The following is a 26,499-nucleotide window of genomic DNA, read 5'->3' as shown; positions in this document are numbered from 1 at the left end:
CCTGATACCGTGGAGGGACAACTTTCGAACCCCAAAGGACGCTCCTCATCACTTCAGCCGCCCCCCAGCAGACAGTCGACCACTTTGACTTCGTCGTCGTCTCCAACAGGCTGCCCGTCGACAAGGTGGTCGCCGACGATGGCACGAGTTCGTGGCGTGCGTCGCCCGGGGGATTGGTGACCGCACTGGAGCCGGTCATGAAGGCCAGCGAAGGTGCCTGGGTGGGGTGGACGGGAGTTCCCGACGACGACTCGGAGCCCTTCGAACACGATGGCATCTCGATCGTTCCGGTCGCCCTCAGCCACGACGACGTCGAGCTCTATTACGAGGGGTTCTCCAACGACACTCTGTGGCCGCTCTATCACGACGTGATCGCGCCCCCCACGTATCACCGCGACTGGTGGGAATCGTACCTGGCGGTCAACCAGCGCTTCGCCGATGCTGCCGCGGCCGTCGCCTCCCACGGGGCCACTGTCTGGGTGCAGGACTACCAGCTGCAGCTTGTACCGAAGATGCTGCGCCAGCTGCGGCCCGACCTGGTGATCGGCTTCTTCAATCACATTCCATTTCCGGCATATGGAATCTTCTCCCAGCTCCCGTGGCGCACGCAGATCATCGAGGGCCTGCTCGGCGCCGACGTGATCGGGTTCCAGCGCGTGGCTGACGCGGGCAACTTCTCGCGTGCCGTGCGACGTCTGCTGGGTCATACCAGCAAAGGCACCAACATCGACGTGCCGATCGACGACGAAGCAGAGGTGCAGGGCAACCCGGCCAGGGCGAAAGTGTCGCGCCGGGGCATCCGGGTTCGCACCGTCGTCGCACGCGCGTTTCCGATCTCGATCGACGCGGCGAGCTTCGAAGATCTGGCGCGGAGCCCGGAGATCCAGGCGAGGGCCCGGGAGATCAGGCACGACCTGGGCGACCCCGACGTCGTGCTGCTGGGCGTCGACCGCCTCGACTACACGAAGGGCATCGGCCACCGGCTCAAAGCCTATGGCGAGCTTCTCGAAGACGGCAATCTCAGCGCCGAAGACACCAGCCTGATCCAGGTGGCCAGCCCGAGTCGCGAACGGGTCAAGACCTACATGATGCTCCGCGACGAGATCGAACTCACCGTGGGCCGCATCAACGGTGACTTCTCGACCATCAGCCACGCGGCGATCAGCTACCTGCACCAGGGTTTTCCCCGTGAAGAGATGGTGGCCCTCTACCTGGCTGCCGACGTCATGCTCGTCACCGCGCTCCGCGACGGCATGAACCTCGTTGCCAAGGAATACGTCGCGAGCCGGTTCGACAATGACGGCGTGCTGGTGCTGAGCGAGTTCGCCGGTGCCGCTGACGAGCTGAAGGCCGCACTACTGGTCAACCCGCATGACATCGAGGGCCTGAAGGAAGCGATCCTGAAGGCGATCGCGATGCCCCGCCATGAGCGCTCGCGCCGAATGCGCAGTATGCGCCGACGTGTGATCGAATTCGATGTCGCCCGCTGGTCGAAGTCGTTCCTCGATGCCCTGGCCGCGCAGACACTCGCCCAGAGTGCCGCCGACGCGGCGGCAGAGGCGGCCGACGCCGAGAACGACGAGCATGCCCGACGGGTTGGCGGCGAGGGCGGCGAGGTCGATTCGAGTCGCACCTCTGACCTGCAGGGCGCTGACCAGTGACGGTATCGGCGGCCCTTGCCCAGAGACTGACTGAACTCGCGGCGACTCCGCGACTGCTGGTCGCCCTGGACTTCGACGGCACGCTGGCACCCGAAGTGGATGACCCCGAGAACGCCCGCGCACTGCCAGAGGCCCGCGCGGCCATCCTGCGCCTGGTCGCCCGGCCTGACACGCGCGTCGCGCTCGTGTCAGGCCGGGCCATGGCCAGCCTTCAGCACGTCGCCGAGGCACCCGACTCTGTGCTGCTCGTCGGTTCGCACGGAGTCGAGTTCCGACTGGATTCACCGGACGTCACCCTCGACCAGAGCGAGGACGAACGCAAGCAGGTCGGCAGGCTCGGCGACGTACTCGAAGCCGTTGCGGCCCGCTTCGACCAGGTCTGGGTCGAGATCAAGCCCGCCGGTTTCGCGTTGCACACCCGGCTGGCGTCAGACGAAGACAGCCGTGCCACGCACGAGGCGGCGCTCGCAGAGACGGCCCACATCGACGGCCTCACGGTTCGCGAGGGCAAGAATGTGATCGAGTTCTCGCTGCGTAGTGCCACCAAGGGCGACGCGCTCCGGCACCTCGCAGAGTTCACCGGCGCAACGGCGGTCTTCTATGCAGGCGATGACGTGACAGACGAAGACGCCTTCCGGGTGCTCGGGCCCGCGGACCTCGGCCTGAAGTGCGGTCTGGGAGCCACCGCTGCAGGATTCAGCGTGGCGAATCCCGGCGAGGTGGCCGGGGTGCTCGCCGACCTCGCGTCGCTTCGGGAGGAACAGGCGATTCTGCCCTCCTGAGCAGACATGATGCTGCCCTCGCGCGTTCTAGACTCGTAACATGCCCGAAATAGACATGAAGCCGCGCAGTCGCGTCGTCACCGATGGAATCGAAGCCACCACCTCACGCGGAATGCTCCGTGCCGTGGGCATGGGTGACGCCGACTGGGACAAGCCGCAGATCGGCATCGCGAGCTCGTGGAACGAGATCACCCCGTGCAATCTCTCCCTCGACCGTCTGGCGCAGGCCTCGAAAGAGGGTGTGCACTCCGGCGGCGGCTACCCGCTGCAGTTCGGCACGATCTCGGTCTCTGACGGCATCTCGATGGGCCACGAGGGCATGCACTTCTCGCTCGTCTCACGCGAGGTCATCGCCGACAGCGTCGAGACCGTCATGCAGGCCGAGCGCCTCGATGGCTCCATTCTTCTGGCGGGCTGTGACAAGTCGCTACCCGGAATGCTCATGGCAGCGGCCCGGCTCGACCTCGCGAGCGTGTTCCTCTACGCGGGCTCGATCGCTCCGGGCTGGGTGAAGCTCAGCGACGGCACCGAGAAGGACATCACGATCATCGACTCGTTCGAGGCGGTCGGCGGCGTCAAGGCCGGCACCATGAGCGAGGCCGACGCCAAGCGCATCGAGTGCGCCTTCGCCCCGGGCGAGGGCGCCTGTGGCGGAATGTACACGGCCAACACGATGGCGAGCGTCGCAGAAGCACTCGGCATGAGCCTTCCCGGCTCGGCCTCGCCCGCCAGTGCCGACCGCCGCCGCGACTACTACGCCCACCGCTCCGGTGAGGCCGTCGTCAACATGCTGCGCCTCGGCATCACGACCCGTGACATTCTCACCAAACACGCCTTCGAGAACGCCATCGCCGTCGCCATGGCGCTCGGGGGCTCGACCAACGTCATCCTCCACCTGCTCGCGATCGCCTACGAGGCAGAGGTCGACCTCACCATCGATGACTTCAACCGCATCGGCGACACCATCCCGCACCTCGCCGACATGAAGCCGTTCGGCCAGTACGTCATGAACGACCTCGACCGCCGTGGCGGACTGCCGGTTCTCATGAAGGCCCTGCTGGATGCTGGGCTGCTGCACGGCGACGCACTCACCGTCACGGGCAAGACCCTGGCCGAGAACCTCGCCGAGATCGACATCCCCCCGCTCGACGGCAAGGTGTTGCGCATGCTCGACAACCCGATCCACGCGACGGGGGGGCTCACCGTGCTCAAGGGGTCGCTGGCGCCCGAGGGCGGCGTGGTCAAGACGGCCGGGTTCGACGCATCCGTCTTCGAGGGCCCCGCAAAGGTGTTCGAGCGGGAACGCGCCGCCATGGATGCCCTGACGAACGGCGAGATCAAGCACGGTGATGTGGTGATCATCCGGTACGAAGGCCCGAAGGGCGGCCCCGGCATGCGCGAGATGCTCGCGATCACCGCCGCCATCAAGGGTGCAGGGCTCGGCAAAGATGTACTACTCTTGACAGACGGCAGATTCTCAGGCGGCACAACCGGACTGTGTATCGGCCACATAGCACCCGAAGCAGTCGATGCAGGTCCGATTGCCTTCGTGCGCGATGGTGATCTAATACGGGTCGATATCGCAGCTCGCTCGCTTGACCTACTGGTTGAGCCCTCAGAGCTTGCAGCCCGCCGAGACGGCTGGGCTCCGCTTCCTCCGCGCTATACCCGTGGCGTTCTGGCCAAGTACTCGAAACTCGTGCATTCTGCAGCAGAAGGCGCGATCACCGGGTAACGAAGCCCCTCACCAGGTTGCGTCGGTGCGTGTGCACCGGGCAACACTTCGCTTGCAAGTAATAGGACCCCTCACTATGTCCACGGAATCACTCCCCGTGCCGTCGAATTCCGCGCATCCCGGTGCCCGACCGACGGCCAGGCCGGCTGCTCCGAAGCTGGAGCCAGAAGTACTCACCGGGTCGGGCGCGATCCTGCGCTCGCTCGAGATCCTCGGCGTCACCGACGTCTTCGGCCTCCCGGGCGGTGCGATCATCCCGTTCTACGACGAGCTGATGGCCTCGTCGACGATCAGGCACATCCTCGTGCGCCACGAGCAGGGTGCCGGGCACGCTGCCGAGGGGTACGCGTCATCGACGGGCAAGGTGGGGGTCGCCATCGCGACCTCGGGCCCGGGAGCGACGAACCTCGTCACCGCGATCGCCGATGCCTACATGGACTCGGTGCCGCTCCTGTGCATCACCGGACAGATCTTCTCGCACCTGATGGGAACGGACGGTTTCCAGGAGGTCGACATCGTCGGCATCACGATGCCCATCACGAAGCACTCGTTCCTGGTCACCAAGCCCGAAGACATCCCCGCAACGCTCGCTGCGGCGTATCTCATCGCGTCGACCGGCCGACCGGGGCCCGTTCTCGTCGACATCACCAAGGATGCCCAGCAGAACAAGGCGCCCTTCGTCTGGCCGGCCAAGGTCGAGCTGCCGGGGTATCGTCCCGTCGTCAAGGCGCACGGAAAGCAGATCCAGGCCGCGGCACAGCTGCTGGTCGAAGCCAGGCGGCCAGTGTTCTACGTGGGTGGCGGTGTCATCCGCGCGGCGGCATCGGCCGAACTGCTGGCTCTTGCCGAGCTCACCGGTGTGCCTGTCGTCACGACGCTGATGGCCCGCGGCGCATTCCCCGATTCGCACCCGCAGGCCCTCGGCATGCCGGGCATGCACGGCACGGTTCCCGCTGTGCTCGCGCTGCAGGAGAGCGACCTGCTCATCTCTCTCGGCGCGCGTTTCGACGACCGGGTCACGGGCAAGGTCAGCGAGTTCGCTCCTGATGCGAAGGTCGTGCACGTCGACATCGACCCGGCCGAGATCTCGAAGATCCGTACGGCCGATGTTCCGATCGTGGGTGACGCCAAAGACGTCATCATCGACCTGATCGCCGCCTTCACCGTTGCGGCGGCTGAGGCCGCGGCCGGTGCTGCCAGCGCAGCGGCCGCCGCCGCGGAGGTCGCCGGCCCTGACGATGACACGCTGGCGTCGCCGGCGATCGACGCGGTGCCTGACATCTCCGACTGGTGGGATCGCCTTCGTGAACTGAAGCGCCAGTACCCGCTGGGCTACGACGAGCCTGAAGACGGTCTGCTTTCACCGCAGTATGTCATCGAGCGCATCGGCCAGATCACCGGCCCCGAGGGCGTCTACGCCTCGGGTGTCGGCCAGCACCAGATGTGGGCCGCCCAGTTCATTAAGTACGAGCGACCCAACGCCTGGTTGAACTCGGGAGGCGCGGGCACCATGGGCTACGGCGTTCCTGCAGCCATGGGCGCGAAGGTCGCGAACCCCGACCGCACGGTCTGGGCGATCGACGGCGATGGATGCTTCCAGATGACCAACCAGGAGCTGGCCACCTGCACCATCAACAAGATCCCGATCAAGGTCGCGATCATCAACAACTCCTCGCTCGGCATGGTGCGGCAGTGGCAGACGCTCTTCTACGACGGTCGCCACAGCTTCACCGACCTCAACACCGGCGACGGAACGATCATGATCCCCGACTTCGTGAAGATGGCTGACGCGTATGGCGCGCTGGGCATCCGGGTCACCAAGAAGGAAGACGTCGACGCAGCGATCAAGCTGGCGATCGAGACCAACGATCGCCCTGTCGTCATCGACTTCGTGGTGAGCCGTGACTCGATGGTCTGGCCGATGGTTCCCCAGGGACTCAGCAATTCATCAGTTCAGTACGCGCGCGAGCACGCCCCAGAGTGGGAAGAGGAGTAAAGACCATGAGCCACGTACTCTCCCTGCTTGTCGAAGACAAACCGGGTCTGCTGACCCGCGTCGCCGGCCTGTTCGCCCGTCGCGGCTTCAACATCGAGTCGCTCGCCGTCGGTGCGAGTGAGATCGAGGGCCTCTCGCGCATCACCGTGGTGGTCGACGTCGAAGACGCCCCGCTCGAGCAGGTCACGAAGCAGCTCAACAAGCTCGTCAACGTGATCAAGATCGTCGAACTCGACCAGAGCCAGTCGGTGCAGCGTGAGCACCTGCTGGTGAAGGTCAAAGTCGACAACTCGACACGGTCGCACGTGCTCGAAGCCGTCAACCTGTTTCGTGCCAGGGTCGTCGACGTGTCGAGCGATGCGCTCGTCATCGAGGTGACCGGCGACACGGGTAAGACGAACGCGTTCCTGCGCGTGGTCGAGCCCTACGGAATCAAGGAGCTGGCGCAATCGGGCCTCCTGGCCATCGGGCGCGGCAGCAAGTCGATCACCGAACGCGTCTACAAGAACTGATTCACACCCCCCAGCCGGTTGAGTAGCTCCGCAGGAGCGTATCGAGACCAGCACCCCCGCATACCTGGTTGAGATACGCGGCTCCGCCGCTACTCAACCAGCGAATACTGCACCAGCCCAAACAAGGAGAAGGAAACACAGTGACTGAAATCTTTTATGACGCAGATGCCGATCTGTCGATCATCCAGTCGAAGAAGGTAGCCGTCGTCGGTTACGGGTCCCAGGGACACGCTCACGCACTGAACCTGCGTGACTCCGGTGTCGAGGTCGTCGTTGCCCTCAAGGCTGGCTCGAAGTCGATCCAGAAGGCAGAAGAGGCCGGCTTCACGGTTCTCTCCGTCGCCGAGGCAACCGCCTGGGCCGACGTGATCGTCATCCTCGCACCCGACCAGCACCAGCGCGGCATCTACAAGGACGACATCGCCCCGAACCTCAAGCCCGGTTCGACGCTCGTCTTCGGCCACGGCTTCAACATCCGCTTCGGCTACATCCAGGCGCCAGAGGGCACCGATGTTGTTCTCGTCGCACCCAAGGGCCCGGGCCACACCGTGCGCCGCGAGTTCGAAGCCGGCCGTGGCGTTCCCGTCATCGTCGCTGTCGAAGAAGACGCCTCGGGTTCGGCCTGGGCGCTCGCCTGGTCGTACGCCCGCGCCATCGGCGGCCTCCGCGCCGGCGGAATCAAGACCACGTTCACCGAAGAGACCGAGACCGACCTGTTTGGCGAGCAGGCCGTTCTCTGCGGTGGCACCTCGCAGCTCGTGCAGTACGGTTTCGAGGTTCTCACCGAGGCCGGCTACCAGCCGCAGATCGCCTACTTCGAGGTTCTCCACGAGCTGAAGCTCATCGTTGACCTCATGTGGGAGGGTGGCATCGCCAAGCAGCGCTGGAGTGTCTCCGACACCGCCGAATACGGCGACTATGTCTCGGGCCCGCGCGTCATCACACCCGACGTCAAGGAGAACATGAAGGCCGTTCTGGCCGACATCCAGTCCGGTGCCTTCGCTGAGCGGTTCATCGCCGATCAGGATGCCGGAGCCCCCGAGTTCCTCGCCCTGCGTGAGAAGGGTGCCCAGCACCCGATCGAGGAGACCGGCCGCGAGCTGCGCGCCCTCTTCGCCTGGAAGCAGACCGACGCTGACTACACCGAAGGTAGCGCTGCGCGCTAGACCCTGCCTGAACGCTGGTTGAGTAGGCCCGTCAGGGCTGTATCGAAGCCCCCCGATTGCTGGCGGGGTTTCGGTACGCTCCTCCCGGAGCTATTCAACCGGCGACGCGAAAAACCGACGAACCTCAGCCCGACCTCCTCGCTCTGTGCGAGGGAGGGGCTGAGGTTCGTCGGTTTTTGTCGTTACGGCTCGGGGTACGCTGAAGTCATGCCCCGCGACACTGATGACGACGCCCTCAGCTGGGGTGACGAGAATGACCCGAGCTACGCATTCGACTCCCGCGCGGCCGCGAAGGCCCCCACGGCTCCGGATGCTCCTGCCGTCGTTGCGGCACCCGACACGGTTCCGGCTGCAGAGCCTGCACCGCTCGTCACCCCGCCCTCAGCTGACGCCGCGAAGGCAGCGGCGGCGCTCACCGCCGCCAACGAGGCCGCAGTGGCAGACGCCCGTGTAAAGCAGGCCGAAGCGGCAGAAGACGCCGCTGCAGACGACGAACTGGCTGCCGCTGAGAAAGCCGGCGCCCAGCTGAGCTCGCCCGCACTCATCGCCTTCGGGGTGATCGGCGGTGTCTACCTGCTCTACACCGTGGGCTGGCTCGTCGTCTTCACGCGTACCTGGCTGGCGCCGACCGGCCTCGCCGAGATCGTGCAGGATATGCAGGGTGTGCTGGCCATCGCCGCTCCCTCCCTCTGGTTCCTGGCGACGCTGCTCCTCGGGGCGCGGCGGAGAGTTGCGGTGAGACTGCTGTGGCTGATCATCGGGGTTCTTGTGCTCATCCCCTGGCCGTTCATCACCGGAAGGTAGAAGCGATGACCAATTCTGAGAACCGTGACTCTGGTGCGGCAGCTGCCACGACCGCCCGGAGCGATCCAAGCGCACCCGCGAAACGCGTGCGCGGCCGCGGCGGGTGGATCGTCGCGATCGTCTTCGCCTTCCTGTTCGCCATCGCTGCTTTCGAGGCCCTCTCGAACCTCATCGGCCTCACCCAGTCGTTCGCGTCGGTCGACGTCGCGATGCCCACAAGCGCCCTCTGGGCGCTGGTCGGGCTGATTGCCGCACCGTTCATCGTCTACGGGCTCGTGCTCTGGGGCACTCGCCGGGTCGGTGCCGGCCGGGCCGCGCTCGTGTTCCTCGTCGGCTTCGCCGTCGTTGCCGTCATCACCCTCGACCTGCAGAGCCTCTACCGCGGCATCGTTCCGTTCGTGATTCCTGCCTAAGCGAAGGCCACGAAGAGCAGCACGGCAATGAGCACGACCTGCGCGATCGCACGCGGCACCAGCGGGATGGCCAGGGCGCCGAAGCGGTCCTTGCGGGCAGCCGCATAGGCGTTCGCCGGAAACACAGCCACGAGGAACACTGCGAGAGCGACTGCCGCGATGGGTCGCGTCGCCGGGATGAACAACCCGACTCCGCCGGCGATCTCGCAGAATCCGGTGAAGAGAACGAGGTTCGATGGGCTGAGCATCCCGGCCCGCCTCATTGAGGGCGGGATCATCGCGGCCATCGTCCGGCGCCCCGCCGGCAGGAAGTGATTGATGCCCATTCCGACAAAAGCGATGCCGAGCACGATGGCCGCGCCGAGTTGCACGGCCGTCACGGTTTCTGGGTTCATACTCCCATTCTGCGGTGTACCCCACCCGGCCGAGCGTTCTGTCACAGTGCGACCCGCCGGGGCGGCAGGCACTAAAGTTGAGGGGTCACGCCCCCGTGCCGCGTGTATCCAGCGCCGCAGCCCGGCGCACCCACCGTAAGGAACCCACTCTCGTGTCAAAACCGATCGTGTTGATCGCAGAAGAACTTTCGCCCGCCACCGTCGACGCGCTCGGCCCCGACTTCGAGGTCGTCACCGTCGACGGCACCGACCGACCGGCCCTGCTTGCCGCGCTGGCGAATGCCAGTGCCATCCTGGTGCGCTCGGCGACGAAGGTCGACGCCGAAGCAATCGCGGCAGCGCCCCACCTCAAGGTCATCGCCCGCGCAGGTGTCGGTCTTGACAACGTCGACATCAAGGCCGCGACGGTCGCCGGTGTCATGGTCGTCAACGCCCCCACGTCGAACATCATCTCCGCAGCCGAACTCACCGTAGGCCACATCCTGAGCCTCGCCCGCCACATCCCTGCGGCGCACGCGGCCCTCGCCCAGGCCCAGTGGAAGCGCTCGAAGTACACCGGTGTCGAGCTCTACGAGAAGACCCTCGGCATCATCGGCCTGGGCCGCATCGGTGCCCTCATCACCGCCCGCATGCAGGCCTTCGGCGTGAACGTCGTCGCGTACGACCCCTACATCACCTCGGCCCGCGCCCAGCAGCTCGGTGTGACCCTGCTCAGCCTCGAAGAACTGCTTGCCGAGTCGGACTTCATCACCATCCACATGCCGAAGACGCCGGAGACCACCGGAATGATCTCGGATGCCCAGCTCGCCCTCATGAAACCGACAGCCTTCATCGTGAACGTCGCCCGCGGCGGCCTCATCGACGAAGACGCGCTCTACCGGGCCCTCACCACCGGGGTGATCGCAGGCGCAGGACTCGATGTCTTCGTCAGCGAACCGCCGAAGGACGAGAAACTGCTCAGCCTCGAGAACGTTGTCGTCACCCCCCACCTGGGTGCGTCGACCGATGAGGCGCAGGAGAAGGCTGGCGTCTCGGTCGCTCGTTCGGTGCGCCTTGCCCTCTCTGGCGAACTCGTTCCTGACGCGGTCAACGTCGCCGGCGGTGTCATCGATCCGTCGGTGCGCCCCGGTATCGCCCTCATCGAGAAGCTCGGCCAGGTCTTCTCGGGCCTTGCCAAGAGCCCGCTGACGAGCGTCGACGTCGTTGTTCGCGGTGAGATCGCCGCCTTCGACGTCAGTGTGCTCAAGCTCGCAGCACTCAAGGGCATCTTCACGAACGTCGTCAGCGAGAGCGTCTCATACGTCAACGCACCCCTGCTCGCCGATCAGCGCGGAGTGACCGTGCGCCTGATCACCGATCCGGTCAGCGAGGAGTACCGCAACATCCTGACCCTCACCGGCGCTCTGAGCGACGGTTCGCAGCTCTCTGTCTCGGGCACCCTCACCGGCACGAAGCAGATCGAGAAGATCGTCGAGATCAACGGCTACGACGTCGAGGTGCCCTTCGCCGAACACCTGCTCGTGATGATCTACGACGACCGCCCCGGCATCGTCGCCATCTACGGCAAGGAGTTCGGCGACGCATCCATCAACATCGCCGGCATGCAGATCGCGCGCACCAACGCCGGGGGCAAGGCCCTGAGCGTTCTCACGATCGACTCGCCCGCACCAGACGCCCTGCTCGAGCGTGTGCGGGTCGCAATCGACGCCGACGTGCTCACCGAGATCGACATCACCGACTGACCGCGCACGACCTCGTGACGGGCGCTTCCCGTCGAAGAAGTGACGCGATCTGCGCTCCGGATGGGCGGCTAGAGCAGTTCGCGTCACTTTCTTCGTCCGGCGGCCCATCCGCGATGCGTTGCGAGCGATGCGCAGCGCGCACGGCTCCGCTCAGTGCGGTTGCTTTGTGCCCGTGCGGCGCGACGCGACCAGGCCCTCGGCGATCGCAACGAGTTCGTCCATGTTCGCCGTGACCCGGCTCGACGTCTCGGTGAGGGCAGGGGGCAGAAGCGCCGAATTGTAGTACAGCCCATCGCTGATGAGCATGATCGTTCGAGCAACCGCGTCGTCACCCACGGCCGCGGCCAGAACGTCGAACCAGTCGCGCTGCATGGACTTCAGCGCCTCCTGTGCCTTGGGCTGTGAGCCCTGGGCGAGCCGGGTCGCCGAGATGATCGCGCGGTCGAGCGGGCTCTCGATGTTGACCGAACTGCGAATGAAGTAGTCGACGACACCGGCCTCAGCCGTGCGGATGTTCTCCACGTCTTCGGTGACCAGAGCCGACAACCGCTCGATCAGGCCGTCGACAAGGGCCTCCTTCGATCCGAAGTGGTAGAGCAGCCCGCCCTTGCTCACGCCCGCCTCTGCTGCAACGGCGTCGAGCGTCGCTGCACGCTCACCCTGGTTGATGAGAATCGTCTCGAAGGCGTCGAGAACCCGATCACGAGCAGACGGGGCTGAGGTCATCGTCACATCGTACCGACCCGCGCTGTGCGCGTCCGTGGAGTCGACACCTGGAGAGCAGTCTCTCCCGAATGGGCCATACTGTACCGACTAGACGGTATACTAGAGGATGATCAACCCGGGCATCGCCGAGAACACGCCCTGTCCGGGCACCACCCGCATCACCGAAGCAGAACGCACACCAGGTCACCTCATGTCCAGCTCACTCCTCACCTCGAACCCCGTCTCGACCACGATCCCCATCTCCGCGGCGAATTCTGTCTCGGCGCCCACTCGCGCTCGCAGTCTTCCGGCCCAGGGCCAGTCCGTTCGTCGTGCGCGCCCCAACGCGGTCGCATCCGGCCACACGACCGCCTCATCGCACCCCGACCTCCGCGTGGGCCTCCGTGGCTGGCTCGCGCTGGCCGTCCTGATGCTGCCGGTACTCCTCATCTCAGTCGACAACACCGTGCTCAGTTTCGCGCTGCCGGTCATCTCCGAGTCACTGCACCCCAGCGCCACCGCGCAGCTGTGGATCATCGACATGTACCCGCTGGTGCTCGCCGGCCTGCTCGTCTCGATGGGCAGCCTCGGCGACCGCATCGGTCGTCGCAGGCTTCTGCTGATCGGTGCCGTCGGCTTCGGAGTCGTCTCGATCGTCGCTGCGTTCGCGCCAACAGCCGAACTGCTCATCGCCGCCCGCGCCGCCCTGGCCTTCTTCGGCGCGATGCTCATGCCCTCGACGCTCTCGCTGCTGCGCAACATCTTCGCCGACCGCCAGCAACGCCGTCTCGCCATCGCGATCTGGGCCTCCGGCTTCGCGGCGGGCGCGGCCCTCGGCCCGATCGTCGGCGGTCTGCTGCTCGAGCACTTCTGGTGGGGTTCCGTCTTCCTCATCGCCGTGCCGGTGCTGATTCCCCTGCTGATCTTCGCCCCGCTGCTGATTCCCGAATCGCGCGACCCGAACCCGGGCCAGCTCGACCTCGTGAGCATCGGCCTCTCGCTCGTGATGCTCGTGCCGATCGTCTACGCGATCAAGGAGTTTGCCATCGAGGGGTTCAGCTGGGCATCCGTCGGCCTGTTCGCCCTGGGGCTTGCCGCAGGGTACGCCTTCGTCCGTCGCCAGCTCTCACGGGAGAACCCGATGCTCGACATGAGGCTGTTCCGCGTCGGTGCCTTCAGTGGCGCAGTGCTGGTCAATCTGCTCAGCGTCGTCTCGCTGGTCGGCTTTCTCTTCTTCGTCTCGCAGCACCTCCAGCTGGTGCTGGGGCTCCGGCCGCTGGATGCTGCGCTCGCCCTGGTGCCGGGCCTCATCGTAATGGTCGTGGCCGGCCTTGCCGTCGTTCCGCTCGTGCGCCGGGTGAAACCGGGCATCGTGGTTGCCGGCGGGCTGATGCTCTCGGCGACGGCCTACGTGATCGTCATGCTCACCGGCGCCGGAGCGACGGCCGGGACCCTCGCCATTGCCTTCGCGGTGCTCGCCCTCGGGATCGGGGCTGCGGAGACGATCTCTAACGACCTGATCATCTCTGTGGTGCCAGAAGACAAGGCAGGAGCGGCCTCGGCCGTGTCTGAGACCGCCTATGAACTCGGTGCAGTGCTCGGCACGGCCGTGCTCGGCAGCATTCTCACGGCGTTCTACCGTTCGAGCATCGTGCTGCCGCACGGGCTCACGACCGAGCAGGCCACTTCGGCGTCAGAGACGCTGGGCGGAGCGGTCGGTGTTTCGGGCGAGATCCCGTGGAGCCTCGGCACGGTGCTGCTCGAGTCCGCGCGACAGGCCTTCGACAGTGGTGTGGTCACCACCTCGGCCATTGGCGCTGCGCTCATGGTCGCCGCGACCATCCTGGCCCTGGTGACGCTGCGCAAGGCGCGCGCCTGATCACTCGCCCGGGAAGGTCACCGCAGGTGCCAGAAGGCGGCGGGCTGTAATCTGGGGTGAACCTTTTCATTCCAGCGTTGGAGCCAGTCATGCCTCGTGTCATTCGCCTAGCCGTCATCCCCGGAGACGGAATCGGCCCCGAGGTCATCGCCGAGGCACTGAAGGTGCTCGATGCGGCGGTCGGAGCATCCGGTGCCGTGGTGTCCGACGAAGCAGTGACCGTCGAGAAGACGCACTTCTCGCTCGGGGCTGCGCGTTACCTCGAGACCGGTGACGTGCTCACCGACGACGATCTCGCCGCCATCGCCTCGCACGACGCCATTCTGCTCGGTGCGGTCGGTGGGGTGCCGGGCGACCCGCGCCTGAAAGACGCGAACATCGAGCGCGGATTGCTGCTGCGGCTGCGTTTTGCCCTCGACCACTTCGTGAACCTGCGACCCACCACGATCTACCCGGGTGTGACGAGCCCGCTCTCGAATCCCGGCGAGGTCGACTTTGTGGTCGTGCGCGAGGGCACAGAGGGGCCGTACGTCGGCAACGGCGGCGCGATCCGCGTCGGCACGCCGCACGAGATCGCCAACGAGGTCTCGGTCAACACGGCCTACGGCGTCGAACGCGTGGTGCGCTTCGCCTTCGAACTCGCCGCCAGCCGCCCCCGAAAGAAGCTCACGCTCGTGCACAAGACGAACGTGCTGGTCTTCTCGGGCAGCCTCTGGCAGCGCACAGTCAACGCAATCGCAGCCGAGTTCCCCGACGTCTCGGTCGACTACCTGCACGTCGACGCAGCGACCATCTTCTTCGTGACGAACCCTGCTAAGTTCGACGTGATCGTCACAGACAACCTCTTCGGCGACATTCTCACCGACCTGGCCGGCGCAATCAGCGGCGGCATCGGGCTGGCGGCCTCGGGCAACATCAACCCGACCGGCGTCTTCCCCAGCATGTTCGAGCCCGTGCACGGTTCTGCCCCCGACATCGCAGGCCAGCAGATCGCCGACCCGACCGCCGCGATCCTGTCGGTGGCACTCCTGCTCGACCAGCAGGGGCTTCCTGAGGCAGCGGCCCGCGTTCGGGATGCTGTGACCGGCGACCTTGCGAGTCGGGCTCGTGCAGCATCCGGAGCCTCGGGTGCAGACGCACTGCCTGCACGAAGCACCGCAGAGGTGGGTGACGCGATCGTGGCGGCGCTCGGCTCGCTTGCGGTCGCCGCGCACTGACCCTGATCGGCGCACACCCAGCCAGCCCTACCGGCGCTGCACCACCCCTCGAACTCCATCTCCTGACCTGAGGACACACTCCATGACGACCACCGCTTCGACACCAGCCCCCACAGCCGGCGAATCGGCAACCGAATTCCCGCTCGCCTTCCAGCTGACTCCGTCGACGGATGCCCGGGCAGAAGCCGAGCGCGAGGCCATCCTTGCCGACCCCGGCTTCGGCAAGCACTTCACCGACCACATGGTGTCGATCGAATGGACCATCGAAGACGGCTGGCACAACGCCGAGGTGATCCCCTACGGGCCGATCTCGCTCGACCCTGCGGCCTCGGTGCTGCACTACGCGCAGGAGATCTTCGAGGGGCTGAAGGCCTACCGCCACGCCGACGGGTCGATCCACACCTTCCGGCCCGAGGCGAATGCGGCACGGCTGCAGCGGTCTGCGGCCCGGCTCGCGCTGCCCCAGCTCTCCACCGCGGACTTCGTCGAGTCGCTCAAGCAGCTCGTGGCCGTCGACGGCTCGTGGGTTCCCGATGCCCCGGAGACCAGCCTGTACCTCCGGCCGTTCATGTTCGCCACCGAGAGCTTTCTCGGCGTGCGTGCAGCTCGCAAGGTCGGCTTCTACGTGATCGCGAGCCCGGCGGGCACCTACTTCACCGGGGGAGTTGCCCCCGTGAACATCTGGCTGTCGAAGGAGTTCAACCGTGCCGGTCGCGGGGGAATGGGTGCGGCGAAGACCGGCGGCAACTACGCCTCCTCGCTGCTGCCTCAGGAACTCGCGTACGAGAAGGGCTGCGCCCAGGTTCTCTTTCTCGACTCGCAGGAGGGCAAGTACCTCGAAGAGCTCGGCGGAATGAACCTCTTTCTCGTCTACAAAGACGGCACGCTCGTCACGCCTGCGTCGTCGAGCATCCTCGAGGGCATCACGCGTGACAGCATCATGCAGCTCGCGCGGGATCGTGGCCACACCGTCGAGATCCGACAGGTCGAGATCGAGGAGTGGAAGGCTGGCTCGGCGTCGGGCGACATCGTCGAGGTGTTCGCCTGCGGTACGGCAGCGGTGATCGCGCCCGTCGCGCAGCTGCTCGCCGACGACTTCGCTCTCGGCACCGCTGGGGCTCCGGCAGGCGAGCTGACGATGTCGCTGCGCCAGGAGCTCACCGACATCCAGTACGGCCGCATCCCCGATCGCCACGGCTGGCTGACGCGGCTCGACACATAAGCGAGCGCGGCGGGCGCCCTGAACGGGCGCTCGCTCTAAGCGCGGCGCGTCTCGCGCGGCGGGCGCCTTGAATGGGCGTTCGCTCTAAGTGGGGCGCGTCTCGCGCGGCGGGCGCCCTGAACGGGCGCTCGCTCTAAGCGCGGCGCGTCTCGCGCGGCGGGCGCCTTGAATGGGCGTTCGCTCTAAGTGGGGCGCGTCTCGCGCGGCGGGCGCCCTGAACGGGCGCTCGCTCCAAGCGCGGCGCGTTGCTGGCCCGCGCAGGGCTCGCCTCCTCTGGGTCACCCAGTACTTGGGGCGGAGCAGGGGCGCTATGGGCGCGCAGGGAGGCGTATGTTAGCTCAGCTCCGCCCGAAGTCCCCGGTGGATGCACGGGGATAGGCTGAACGGGTGAAGATTGTGCGATTCAGTGCGGGCGACGACCCGCGGTACGGCATCCTCGACAGCGGCCCCGACGGCGACGACCTCGTGGTGCTCGTCGGCGACCCGATGTTCCAGGGGTTCGAGACCACGGGGGAGCGGGTGCCGCTTGCGGGCGTGAAACTCCTGGCCCCGGTCATCCCGAGGTCGAAGGTGGTCGCCGTGGGCAAGAACTACGCGGACCACGCCAAAGAGATGGGCGGGGAGGTGCCCGATCATCCGATCATCTTTCTGAAGCCCAACACCTCGGTGATCGGTACCGGCGATGCGATCGTGCTGCCGCCCGACAGCAAGCAGGTCGAGCACGAGGCGGAACTCGCGATTGTGATCGGCAGCGTGGCCAAGAACGTGCGCGCCGAAGACTACGCCTCGGTGGTGTTCGGGTACACGGTGGCGAACGACGTGACGGCGCGCGACATCCAGAAGCTCGACGGCCAGTGGGCCAGGGCGAAGAGCTATGACACGTTCTGCCCCCTCGGCCCGGTGATCGAGACCGAATTCGACTTCACGGATGCTCGGATCGAAGCCCGCGTCGACGGAGTTGTGAAGCAGCAGGGCACCACAGCAGACATGATCTTCGGCATCCCCGAGATCGTGGCCTTCGTGTCGCGCGTGTTCACGCTGCTGCCGGGCGACGTGATCCTCACCGGAACTCCCGCAGGGGTCGGGCCGATCATCAGCGGCCAGGTTGTCGACGTCACCGTTGCGGGAATCGGCACACTGTCGAACCCCGTGCGTTAACCCTTGCCATTCGAGTTCACACCCCCGCGTTTGCGCTCAGCTTCTCCCTCACAGCCGACTGAACTGAACTCTTTTCGAACAGCTTCGGTCGGGCATCCGCTCGTGCCGGTGGCATCAGTACGCTGGGCTCCACCAACTCTTCCGAAAGCAGAAGCGCTCCATGACCTACCTGGCAGACCCCACCCGTTACGACGACATGCAGTACCGCAGGGTTGGCCGCAGCGGTCTCAAGCTCCCGGCGCTCTCGCTCGGGCTCTGGCACAACTTCGGCCACACCAAGCCGCTCGACGTGCAGCGCGCCATCGTGCGCCGGGCATTCGACCTCGGAATCACCCACTTCGACCTCGCGAACAACTACGGGCCGCCCTACGGTTCGGCAGAGGCGAACTTCGGCCATCTGTTCGCCGAAGACCTGAAGTCGTACCGCGACGAGCTCATCATCTCGTCGAAGGCCGGTTACGACATGTGGCCGGGCCCCTATGGCGACTTCGGCTCACGCAAGTATGTTCTCTCGTCACTCGACCAGAGCCTCGGCCGCCTCGGTCTCGACTACGTCGATATCTTCTACTCCCACCGGCCCGACCCAGTGACCCCCATCGAAGAGACCATGGGTGCGCTCGCCACGGCCGTGCACCAGGGCAAGGCTCTCTATGTCGGGGTGTCGAACTATTCGCCCGAGCAGACCCTCGCAGCCAAGGCTGCCCTCGCCGAGCACAAGGTGCCGCTGCTGATCCACCAGCCCCGGTACTCGATGCTCGACCGCCGCCCCGAAGAGTCTGGCCTGCTCGACACCGTGCGTGCTGAAGGCATCGGCGCGATCGTGTTCTCTCCGCTCGAGCAGGGGTTGCTCACGGGCCGCTACCTCGACGGCAACATTCCCGAGTCGTCGCGAGCAGCGGTGGGGCACTTCCTCACCCCTGAAAAGGTGCAGAGTTACCTCAGCAAGGCCCGCGCGCTGAACGAGATCGCGGATGCCCGGGGCCAGACCCTCGCCCAGCTCGCCCTGCTCTGGGTGCTGCGGCAGCAGGGCGAGACCTCGCCCGTCACTTCTGCCATCATCGGCGCGAGCTCGGTCGAGCAGCTCGAGCAGAATGTTGCTGCCCTCGCTGCGCCCGAGCTCGACACTGAGGAGATCGGAGCGGTAGGAGCGGCGCTCGCCGGCTGAGGAGGGGTAGCCGCTCCGAGGGCTGGAACTGCAGCGTGAGTCTTCTTTGGGCATGCGCCGTAATGGATTGACCTCTAGAGACTCTCTCTGGTGGAACGCATAGTGCGTCCGCCGTCGAAAGTCTGTGATGAAACCCGCTCCTTCCCCCAGTCACTCTCCTGCCCGAATACGACCTCTCGCTCGTGCCATCATCGGCACCGCGTTCGTTTGTTCAGCCATCGTCGCTTTCGCACCACTGGCATTCGCGAGCCCGCATTCGGACTATTACGTTCCTCGCAACGTCTGGGAGAACTCGGGCCCCTCGCTTGTCGAATCCGGCACTACGGTGTCTGTCTCGGGCGATGGCACGTTCACGGTGTTCGAATCCACCGCAAAGCTCACCCCGGACGCGGAGGGCGACGACCGACACGTCTACCGCAAGAACACCGTGACGGGCGCGGTCGATCTTGTGTCCACGCGCGCGCGCGATTCAACCCACACAGGTTCGTCGTTCTCTGCATCCATCTCTGGCGACGGCCGCTTCGTCACGTTCATGACCACCGATCGGGATGTTTTCGCAACCGACCCAGGTCCGACTGAAGGCGCACAGATCGCGTATCGCGACATGAACGAGACCGTTGCTCGACTTGTGACCTCGCGACATGCGCCGGAGGTCGAGACGCTGGCCGCACCGTCCAACGTCGAACCTGGCGAGAACGCGTCGCCTGTGATCACTGCAGACGGTCGCCATGTCGCATTCGTGTCCACCGTGCCGGGTGTCAACAACCGTGGGGCCGACTTCACCGGAGCGCCAACGATCGAGATCTACGACGCCGAATCTGGCGACGTAACCAGCGTGCACGAGGGCCGCCAGCCGTCGATTTCCGCAGACGGTCGGTACATCGCTTTCACCTCTGGTTCGGGTACGGCAACTGCCGAAAGTGGCAAGACCGGCGTCCCGGGAAGTGACAAGCCCAAGCCATCACAGGTCTTTCGATACGATCGCGTTGCCGCAACGGCAGCACTGGTCTCAAATGCAGCAGGCGCGGCGACACCCGCTGACGGCGACTCATCACGCCCAAGCATCTCGGCAGACGGCTCTCGGGTTGCGTTCATGTCAGGTGCGTTCGACCTGGTCGAGTCGGGAGATATTCCGAAGACCAGTCAGATGCTCGACGCCTACGTGCGCGACCTGACGTCCGGCCACACGCATCGCGTATCGCTCCTCCTCGATGACTCAGCGTCTCCGTCGGACGACGAGATAGCAGCTAAGGCTCAATCGACGCACCGAACGCGGCAATGGAAGGAGGCTTTCGGAGGGTCGATCGCGGCATCGATCGCTGGTAACGGCGCGAGTGTGGTTGTGACGTCGATCAACCCGCTCCTTTCCATCACGGGCGACTGCAGCGGGTGTCAGACCTTCGCGGATGACAATGACGCTCTCGATGTCTATTCGGTGGGGTTGTCGCCCGAGGGGCGGCCGCAGTCGGTCCAGCCCGTGTCGATGCGCAAGAACCTTGACGACTTCAGTACCGACGGTTTGGGCGTCGCTTATGCCTTGCATTCAGATACGGGGGCCGGCGATTCCATCGCCGACGGCACCACGCCTGTCACAGCAGACGGGCAGACTGTCGTCTTCGGCTCCATCGCGGATGATCTCCGTGGTTGGGATTCCACACGCAAAGTTCTCGCGGGTGATCTCGATTTCAACCCAGCACCAAAGCCTCGCTGGAAGGATGACGTTGCGGCCGCCGGAGCCATGTGGGTGCCACATTATCTCGACGGGGGATTCCCCGGTTCGACGCCGACCACGGTCCGCTTGTTCAAGACGGATATCAACAGCTTCGCCTCGCACCTCCACCCAGGCGCGGCTGCCACTGAGTCCCTGGCTGCCAGACAGACCGAACCGGTCGACTACAACACTCGTACCAAGCCATTGCCCTCGCTCAAGGAGAAGCCTTCACTCCTCTCAACGGCCGGTCGGTTCTCGACAGAGTCCGTTCGCGCAGGCACCAGCGGAACGACGTATCAGCTCACCGTCACTGCACACACTTCGGGGTCGGCCGTCGTCGAATTGGACGTGGATCACCTCTCGATCGATGCTGTGCCGAGCATCCCTTCCGGCTGGGCTCGCGCGAATGATGACGTTGCCGGCACGCTGACTTTCACGAATGCGCATGTGTCGGCTGGCGACGTTGCCGAGTTCGCGTTGACCACCACTGAAGTGGACACGGGCGCGCCGACAAAGGCGAGAGTCACAGCGGAGGCGAACGGTGCGACCGGGTTCACGAATCTCATCGTGCGGCCGAGTGCGCCCGTCTGCGCTGGCATCACCGATCAACCCCCTGTAGTCATCGCTGGCCTGGTAACCGCGCTCCGCGGAGTGCAATGCCTGTCGGAGTCGGCGACCATCAGCGCGGTCGCGCCTCACGGAGTCGTCTCTGCGACGGCAAGTGGCGTCCTGACCTACACTCCGGATTCCTCTTACCGTGGGCACGAGACGCTCGAAGTCACGGCAGCAGATGCCGCTGGGCGCGCAAGCCTTCCTACCTTCATCGCCGTCACTGTCGGCTCGCCTGCGCTCGCGCTCGACGATGCCTACGCTGCTCGGGCTGGCGAGGACTTCGTTGTGGATGCTGCGCACGGGCTTCTATCGAACGACATCTTCCCGACAAAGAACTCCGAATGGCACCTCGATGAGGGAAACCCACCGGACCACGGCACGGTGAAGATCGATGACCGAACGGGATCTTTCGTCTATTCACCGCCTCCGGGATTCACCGGGGATGCAATTTTCCGTTACAGGGCGTACGGGCCTGATGCCCATTCGGAGTCAAATATCGGAACGGTGACGATTCATGTTCAGTAGGAAAACTGTTGTGGCAGCTGACAATTCGCGTTGGTCACGGAGGCGGAGGCGTGCGGTGTCGCGGTGGTTGTGCTCTGCGGTATTGCTTGGGCGCAGCCTGCTTTCGCGGGCTTTCATGAAGACACCGAGTGTGATCCGAAGGCCTCACAGATGCTTCAGGGAGCCGGTACCGACACGCAAGTGATTGTGCAGGTCTGTACTGACAGCGGTCGGTGGGAGACCACAGCGACCTACTATTCCTATGCCGAACACACGGTCATCTCCGAGCCGCGGGTGGTCAGCTTCGACTATTCGGGCTACGGCTCGTTGAATCCTTATGCCGCTGACGGGTACGCGTATCGGAAGGCTCGCGAACTGTACACCGACCCGGTCAGCTGGAGGCCTTTGGTCGACTACGCCCAGAAATCGTTGAGTGCGAAACCCCGGGCCGTAGCGGCGAGGGATTCGGTCATTTCCACCGATGCCTGCCCGGTGCACCCGGTTCGTTGGACCGAAGACGACAACCGGAGTTCGACCTATTACTATTGGCTCCCTCCGATTCCCAAGCCTGACGGGGCGACGGGTACCATCACCTACTCGCTGAAAGAGGGATTGACGGCGGAACAGCGAACCACGGTCATCGGCGGTCTGCTTGCGTACGATGAGGCCAGGGTGGGCACCACTCTTCCGAAGATCGAGCTCGCCACCGGAACCGACAAGCCAACGATCTCCTTCGAAGATGGAACAGCACGGATGGGAGACACGCAAGCGGGAGAGGCGGTTCCGCGCGAATTCGATGTTACGCCCGACGGGCTAAGGCACTTCAAGTACGGCGAGGTTTGGGTGACGACGCGTCCGGGAGACTTGTCAGAGCGTCTTGTGGTACACGAGATCCTTCACGTTTTGGGCTTCGGGCACCTACCATTCGACGACCGGGAAAACTCGGTGATGTCCAGCACCTTGGACTTTCCTTGGGGAGTCAAGGATGTGAACTTGATCGATCTCAACCCAGGTGACCCACCGATCAAACCAGCAATCGATGCATGTACGAAACTTGGAATGCAGCTCGCCAAATAGCAGCTTCTAGCTGGCCTGCATAACGGCGAGCACGTTGCCTGCCGGGTCGCGGAACCACGCAATGTCGGGGCCGTAGCCGTTGCCGCGGGCGATGCCCTTGGAGTCGGTCGGGAACTCGTCGTCGGAATAGATCTTCGTTTCGACACCGCGAGAGATCAGGTCATCCACAGCGGAGTCGATGTCGTCGACGGGGAAGTTCAGGATCGTGAACGAGGCGGGGGAGTGATTCGGCTTTCCGTACGCGAGCACCTTGGCGCCGCTGGCGAGGTTCAATTCGAGGAATCCCATCGAGTTGAGACTCACGTCGAGCCCGAGCGTCTCGCCGTAGAAGGTGTGGGCGGCGGCGACGTCAGTGACGGAGAATCCGCTGAATGCGTGTGCTGCGGTGAACATGGGGGCTCCTGATCTTGGTGGTGCGGGGTGGTGCTGGTTGGTGCGTGAAGTACAGGGAGCTGGAGTGAGACCGCTCGGCTCCCGGCATTCAGCGGCGCGGAGACGTTCCCGCGGTAATGTGTACGATGTTCACATCAGCGCCACTCTTCACGATCACACGTGCGCGGCCTGAAGTCCAGAGGGAGCGTGCAGAAAGATGAGCCTGCCCCCTTCAGCTGCATCAGCGAGGTCGACCTACCGACATGGAGACCTCCGCGAGGCGCTCGTCGAAGCGGGGATCGCCATGGCACGCTCCGGTGGCCCCGATGCCGTCGTGCTGCGTGAGGCCACCCGGCGCGCCGGAGTCTCGCCGAACGCGGCGTACCGGCACTTCGCCGATCGCCAGGCACTGCTGCGAGTGGTCTCAGATGCCGCACAGGGCATGGCCGCCGACTGCATGGAGGCGGAGATCGCGGCAATGCAGCCCTCAACCGGCACGCGGGAGCCCGACGCGGTCGCGCCGGCGGCCCACGCCCAACCCGCCCAGCCCGCGCCCGATCCAGCCGCCGCACCTGCCGCAGCAGCCCGATTGCTGCTGCGCGCCGTCGGCACCGGCTACCTGCGGTTCGCCCGCGAGGAGCCAGGTCTCTTTCGCACGGCGTTCTCGGTGCCCGACCACCTCGCCAACAGTGGCGACCCCGCGAAAGCAGGTGCCGCCGGCCGCACTCCGTTCCAGATCCTCGGTGCGGCTCTCGATGCCTGGTCGGCCGCGGGCATCCTGCCACCGGAGCGCCGCGCATATGCCGAGCTGTACGCGTGGTCTGCCGTGCACGGGCTCGGGATGCTCGTGATCGACGGGCCGCTGCGCGGCCTTAGCGACGACCTCGTAGACCAGGCCTCCGTGCGCCTGCTCGACATGGTCGAACGCGGCCTCTGACGCGCCCGTCCAATCCGCGAGCTGACGAGACACGCCCTCTGCCCCGCTCGAACAGGGCGTGTCGCGTCAGTTCGAGCGGAGTCGAGCTCGCCTCAGGCGCGGGACCCGGCAACCCGCCCCTGCACGGGCCACCCGGGGCCGAGCGGTAGAATTATCGACAGTATGTCAACCTCAGAGCTCCCCCCGTTCTCCACCGCAACCGGCACCGACGTTCGTGTTCGTTTCTGTCCGTCGCCCACCGGCACGCCGCACGTCGGCCTCATCAGAACTGCGCTGTTCAACTGGGCGTACGCGCGCCATACCGGCGGCAAGCTGATCTTCCGCATCGAAGACACCGATGCCGCCCGCGACTCCGAAGAGAGCTACGAGCAGTTGCTCGACGCGCTCACGTGGCTCCGCATCGACTGGGACGAGGGTGTCGTCACGGGCGGCCCGCACGCGCCCTACCGGCAGTCGCAGCGCACCAGCATCTACGAGGAGATCATCGAGAAGCTGAAGGCCAGCGGTCACCTCTACGAGAGCTTCTCCACCGCCGAGGAGATCGACGCCCGCAACGAGGCGAACGGCCGCGCGAAGCAGCTCGGCTACGACAACTTCGACCGCACCCTGACAGAGGCCGATCGCGAGGCCTTCCGCGCCGAGGGCCGCGCGCCCGCGCTCCGCCTGCGCGTGCCAGACACCGACCTCAGCTTCGATGACCTCGTGCGCGGCGAGATCACCTTCCCCGCCGGCAGCTTCGTCGACTTTGTCGTCGTTCGTCCCAACGGTGCCCCGCTCTACACCTTCGTGAACCCTGTCGACGACGCGCTCATGGGCATCACCCACGTGCTGCGCGGCGAAGACCTGCTGAGCTCGACCCCGCGGCAGATCGCCCTGTACGACGCTCTCGTCGACATCGGCGTGACCACGTTCATCCCGCGCTTCGGTCACCTGCCCTACGTCATGGGCGAGGGCAACAAGAAGCTGAGCAAACGCGACCCCGAGGCGAACCTCTTTCACCACCGCGACCGCGGCTTCATTCCCGAGGGTCTCATCAACTACCTGGCCCTGCTCGGCTGGTCGCTCACGCACGACCGCGACGTGTTCTCGATCGAGGAGATGGTGGCCGCGTTCGACGTGGTCGACGTCAACCCGAACCCCGCGCGCTTCGACCTGAAGAAGGCCGAGTCGATCAACGGCGACCACATCCGCCTGCTCGCGGTCGACGACTTCGCCGCACGCACGGTTCCGTACCTGGTGGGTGCGGGCATCCTGACCGAACCGCTGAAGGATGCCCAGGCCACCGTTCTCGCCAAAGCAGCCCCCCTCGTGCAGGAGCGCATGGCCCTCCTCGGCGAGGCACCCGCCATGCTCGGCTTCCTGTTCCAGCAGGCCGCCGACCTCGAGTACCAGCCGGACGCCCTGGCCACCCTCCCCGAGAACACCGGCGTCATTCTGGCCGCTGCCGTCGGAGCTCTCGAACTCATTCCCCTCGAGGAGTTCACGCACGATCGCATCAAGGACGACCTCGCGATCGCCCTGATCGAGGGGCTCGGGCTCAAACCGCGAATCGCTTACGGGCCTCTTCGCGTCGCCCTGAGTGGGCGCAAGATCTCGCCGCCTCTCTTCGAGTCGATGCAGATCCTCGGAAAGCACGAGTCGATCGCGCGCCTCGTGCGCCTCTCCCGGGAGCGCTGACGTGACGGCATCGGCCGACGAGGTGTTCGACGTCATCATCATCGGCGCGGGCCCGGCTGGGCTCAGCGCCGGGCTCAACCTCGTGCGTGCACGGCGCCGCGTGCTGATGCTCGACAGCAATCGGCCGCGGCACTCGGCCACCCTCCTGTCGCACGGGTTCCTGACCCGCGACGGCGTGCCCCCGCTGATGCTTCGAAAGCTCGGCCGCGAAGAGTTCGAGAAATACCCCGAGGCCAGTTTTCACCAGGCCATGGTCACCTCGATCGAACGCATCGAGGAGCCCGGCCCTGATGGCGAGCCCGTCGGCGAGCTGATCGTGGTGCACTCGAAGGGCATCCGGGGTTCGGGCGACCGAACGGCGACGGCCCGCACCCTGCTCATTGCGACCGGGTTGCTCGAGACGCTACCTGCCCTGCCGAGCATCCGTGCCTACTACGGCACCAGCATGCACAGCTGCACCGAGTGCGACGGCTATGAGAAGTCGGATGCCCCGCTCGCCCTCATCGGTGAGACAGGCGACCTCGCCGAACGTGCGCTGCTGCTCTCGCAGTGGTCGAACGACCTCATCGTGTTCACCAATGGAGCCGACGTGCTCACTCCCGAAGAAGAGGCCTCCCTCGACGCGCGCGGCATCGGCATCGAACGCCGCCCGATCGCCGATATCGAAGGCGACCGCAGCGGGATGACCGGCATCTCCCTCACAGACGGCACCGTCATTGCGCGAAGCGGCGGTTTCGTGCGCCCCGCGTGGACAACCGCCCTCGACTACACGGCGATGCTGGGGCTCGAATCAGACGATGAGAACCTCATTGTGGTCGACGACATGGGCCGCACCTCGGCTCCCGGTGTGTTCGCGGCCGGTGACTCGACACCCCCGGGAGCCCAGCAGCTCATCGTGGCGGCCGGTGAGGGCGCGAACGTCGCGGCGGCGATCAACCGGCACCTGATCGGGTTGCTCTAGCAACCAACTGGGTGCGGCAGATCCTCGCGGCGTGACTCGGCTCGGTTTGGGACTATGGCCGCCATGAGCTAGAGTCGGTAGCTGGTGCCTGAGCTT

General features: G+C 65.5%; 22 protein-coding genes. 19 read left to right on the top strand and 3 right to left on the bottom strand.

Annotation, left to right across the window (positions count from 1 at the left end):
• The first annotated feature begins 47 nt into the window (after positions 1-47).
• The 8 genes from JOE66_RS14330 to JOE66_RS14295 all read left to right on the top strand — a co-directional run bounded on the left by JOE66_RS14330 (position 48) and on the right by JOE66_RS14295 (position 9,069).
• Positions 48-1,661 (top strand): alpha,alpha-trehalose-phosphate synthase (UDP-forming), encoded by a 1,614-nt coding sequence (locus tag JOE66_RS14330; RefSeq protein WP_205112030.1) that lies wholly within the window; start codon positions 48-50, stop codon positions 1,659-1,661.
• On the top strand, positions 1,658-2,443 hold the full coding sequence (gene otsB, locus JOE66_RS14325) for a trehalose-phosphatase (RefSeq protein ID WP_205110506.1): 786 nt from the start codon (positions 1,658-1,660) through the stop codon (positions 2,441-2,443). The genes JOE66_RS14330 and otsB overlap by 4 nt, the downstream gene beginning before the upstream one ends.
• Positions 2,444-2,483: 40 nt before the next feature.
• Positions 2,484-4,178 carry a dihydroxy-acid dehydratase gene (ilvD, locus tag JOE66_RS14320; RefSeq protein ID WP_205110504.1) on the top strand — a complete coding sequence of 565 codons (1,695 nt, stop codon included), beginning with the start codon at positions 2,484-2,486 and terminating at the stop codon, positions 4,176-4,178.
• Positions 4,179-4,254: 76 nt separating this feature from the next.
• Entirely contained in the window at positions 4,255-6,174 is a 1,920-nt protein-coding gene (locus JOE66_RS14315) for an acetolactate synthase large subunit (RefSeq protein ID WP_205110502.1), read from the top strand.
• Between the two features lie 5 nt (positions 6,175-6,179).
• Entirely contained in the window at positions 6,180-6,686 is a 507-nt protein-coding gene (gene ilvN, locus JOE66_RS14310; protein ID WP_205110499.1) for an acetolactate synthase small subunit, read from the top strand.
• Positions 6,687-6,826: 140 nt separating this feature from the next.
• Entirely contained in the window at positions 6,827-7,852 is a 1,026-nt protein-coding gene (gene ilvC / locus JOE66_RS14305; protein ID WP_205110497.1) for a ketol-acid reductoisomerase, read from the top strand.
• 207 nt (positions 7,853-8,059) lie between these two features.
• Complete coding sequence (locus JOE66_RS14300) at positions 8,060-8,656, top strand: hypothetical protein (protein WP_205110495.1); 597 nt, start codon at positions 8,060-8,062, stop codon at positions 8,654-8,656.
• 5 nt (positions 8,657-8,661) lie between these two features.
• The gene (locus JOE66_RS14295) at positions 8,662-9,069 is read left to right on the top strand and encodes a hypothetical protein (protein ID WP_205110493.1); all 408 of its coding nucleotides are present in this window, start codon (positions 8,662-8,664) and stop codon (positions 9,067-9,069) included.
• Here JOE66_RS14295 and JOE66_RS14290 read toward each other — a convergent pair.
• Positions 9,066-9,464 carry a DoxX family protein gene (locus tag JOE66_RS14290; RefSeq protein ID WP_205110492.1) on the bottom strand — a complete coding sequence of 133 codons (399 nt, stop codon included), beginning with the start codon at positions 9,462-9,464 and terminating at the stop codon, positions 9,066-9,068. The genes JOE66_RS14295 and JOE66_RS14290 overlap by 4 nt on opposite strands.
• Before the next feature lie 152 nt (positions 9,465-9,616).
• Between JOE66_RS14290 and serA the strand changes: the two genes are divergently transcribed.
• A complete protein-coding gene (gene serA / locus JOE66_RS14285) occupies positions 9,617-11,206 on the top strand; it encodes a phosphoglycerate dehydrogenase (RefSeq protein ID WP_205110491.1) in 1,590 nt (529 codons plus the stop codon).
• A 150-nt stretch (positions 11,207-11,356) separates the two neighbouring features.
• Here the strand turns inward: serA and JOE66_RS14280 are convergent, their stop codons facing one another.
• Entirely contained in the window at positions 11,357-11,932 is a 576-nt protein-coding gene (locus tag JOE66_RS14280) for a TetR/AcrR family transcriptional regulator (protein WP_205110490.1), read from the bottom strand.
• Between the two features lie 106 nt (positions 11,933-12,038).
• Between JOE66_RS14280 and JOE66_RS14275 the strand changes: the two genes are divergently transcribed.
• The 7 genes from JOE66_RS14275 (at position 12,039) to JOE66_RS14245 (ending at position 22,456) form a co-directional block, all read left to right on the top strand.
• Complete coding sequence (locus JOE66_RS14275) at positions 12,039-13,790, top strand: MFS transporter (protein WP_239518322.1); 1,752 nt, start codon at positions 12,039-12,041, stop codon at positions 13,788-13,790.
• An 89-nt stretch (positions 13,791-13,879) separates the two neighbouring features.
• Positions 13,880-15,007: a 3-isopropylmalate dehydrogenase gene (locus tag JOE66_RS14270; RefSeq protein ID WP_205110489.1), complete on the top strand. Its 1,128-nt coding sequence runs from the start codon at positions 13,880-13,882 to the stop codon at positions 15,005-15,007.
• An 82-nt stretch (positions 15,008-15,089) separates the two neighbouring features.
• Complete coding sequence (locus JOE66_RS14265; RefSeq protein WP_205110488.1) at positions 15,090-16,229, top strand: branched-chain amino acid aminotransferase; 1,140 nt, start codon at positions 15,090-15,092, stop codon at positions 16,227-16,229.
• A gap of 387 nt (positions 16,230-16,616) precedes the next feature.
• Entirely contained in the window at positions 16,617-17,387 is a 771-nt protein-coding gene (locus JOE66_RS14260; RefSeq protein ID WP_205110487.1) for a fumarylacetoacetate hydrolase family protein, read from the top strand.
• Positions 17,388-17,547: 160 nt separating this feature from the next.
• A complete protein-coding gene (mgrA, locus tag JOE66_RS14255) occupies positions 17,548-18,552 on the top strand; it encodes an L-glyceraldehyde 3-phosphate reductase (RefSeq protein WP_205110486.1) in 1,005 nt (334 codons plus the stop codon).
• A gap of 127 nt (positions 18,553-18,679) precedes the next feature.
• Entirely contained in the window at positions 18,680-21,400 is a 2,721-nt protein-coding gene (locus JOE66_RS14250) for a TolB family protein (RefSeq protein ID WP_205110484.1), read from the top strand.
• Between the two features lie 150 nt (positions 21,401-21,550).
• Entirely contained in the window at positions 21,551-22,456 is a 906-nt protein-coding gene (locus JOE66_RS14245; protein ID WP_205110482.1) for a zinc metalloprotease, read from the top strand.
• Between the two features lie 6 nt (positions 22,457-22,462).
• Here JOE66_RS14245 and JOE66_RS14240 read toward each other — a convergent pair whose 3' ends face one another.
• Entirely contained in the window at positions 22,463-22,849 is a 387-nt protein-coding gene (locus tag JOE66_RS14240) for a VOC family protein (protein WP_205110480.1), read from the bottom strand.
• Positions 22,850-23,045: 196 nt separating this feature from the next.
• Between JOE66_RS14240 and JOE66_RS14235 the strand changes: the two genes are divergently transcribed.
• From JOE66_RS14235 to JOE66_RS14225, 3 genes are all read left to right on the top strand, one after another.
• Complete coding sequence (locus JOE66_RS14235; RefSeq protein WP_205110478.1) at positions 23,046-23,765, top strand: TetR/AcrR family transcriptional regulator; 720 nt, start codon at positions 23,046-23,048, stop codon at positions 23,763-23,765.
• 162 nt (positions 23,766-23,927) lie between these two features.
• A complete protein-coding gene (gltX, locus tag JOE66_RS14230; RefSeq protein ID WP_205110475.1) occupies positions 23,928-25,442 on the top strand; it encodes a glutamate--tRNA ligase in 1,515 nt (504 codons plus the stop codon).
• Position 25,443: 1 nt separating this feature from the next.
• Positions 25,444-26,403, top strand: coding sequence for an NAD(P)/FAD-dependent oxidoreductase (locus JOE66_RS14225; protein WP_205110473.1), 960 nt, complete (start codon positions 25,444-25,446; stop codon positions 26,401-26,403).
• Positions 26,404-26,499: the final 96 nt, after the last annotated feature.

Source organism: Subtercola frigoramans, from assembly GCF_016907385.1.
GTDB lineage: Bacteria > Actinomycetota > Actinomycetes > Actinomycetales > Microbacteriaceae > Subtercola > Subtercola frigoramans.
Note: the sequence above shows the minus strand (reverse complement) of the source record. Positions and strands in the feature narration are given on the sequence as shown.

Coding starts and splice junctions, on each gene's coding strand:
- ilvD (WP_205110504.1), top strand. CDS start 2,484: ATGCCCGAAATAGACATGAAGCCGCGCAGTCGCGTCGTCACCGATGGA.
- JOE66_RS14315 (WP_205110502.1), top strand. CDS start 4,255: ATGTCCACGGAATCACTCCCCGTGCCGTCGAATTCCGCGCATCCCGGT.
- ilvN (WP_205110499.1), top strand. CDS start 6,180: ATGAGCCACGTACTCTCCCTGCTTGTCGAAGACAAACCGGGTCTGCTG.
- JOE66_RS14300 (WP_205110495.1), top strand. CDS start 8,060: ATGCCCCGCGACACTGATGACGACGCCCTCAGCTGGGGTGACGAGAAT.
- JOE66_RS14295 (WP_205110493.1), top strand. CDS start 8,662: ATGACCAATTCTGAGAACCGTGACTCTGGTGCGGCAGCTGCCACGACC.
- JOE66_RS14290 (WP_205110492.1), bottom strand. CDS start 9,464: ATGAACCCAGAAACCGTGACGGCCGTGCAACTCGGCGCGGCCATCGTG.
- JOE66_RS14280 (WP_205110490.1), bottom strand. CDS start 11,932: ATGACCTCAGCCCCGTCTGCTCGTGATCGGGTTCTCGACGCCTTCGAG.
- JOE66_RS14275 (WP_239518322.1), top strand. CDS start 12,039: ATGATCAACCCGGGCATCGCCGAGAACACGCCCTGTCCGGGCACCACC.
- JOE66_RS14270 (WP_205110489.1), top strand. CDS start 13,880: ATGCCTCGTGTCATTCGCCTAGCCGTCATCCCCGGAGACGGAATCGGC.
- JOE66_RS14265 (WP_205110488.1), top strand. CDS start 15,090: ATGACGACCACCGCTTCGACACCAGCCCCCACAGCCGGCGAATCGGCA.
- mgrA (WP_205110486.1), top strand. CDS start 17,548: ATGACCTACCTGGCAGACCCCACCCGTTACGACGACATGCAGTACCGC.
- JOE66_RS14250 (WP_205110484.1), top strand. CDS start 18,680: ATGAAACCCGCTCCTTCCCCCAGTCACTCTCCTGCCCGAATACGACCT.
- JOE66_RS14245 (WP_205110482.1), top strand. CDS start 21,551: ATGCTTCAGGGAGCCGGTACCGACACGCAAGTGATTGTGCAGGTCTGT.
- JOE66_RS14240 (WP_205110480.1), bottom strand. CDS start 22,849: ATGTTCACCGCAGCACACGCATTCAGCGGATTCTCCGTCACTGACGTC.
- JOE66_RS14235 (WP_205110478.1), top strand. CDS start 23,046: ATGAGCCTGCCCCCTTCAGCTGCATCAGCGAGGTCGACCTACCGACAT.
- gltX (WP_205110475.1), top strand. CDS start 23,928: ATGTCAACCTCAGAGCTCCCCCCGTTCTCCACCGCAACCGGCACCGAC.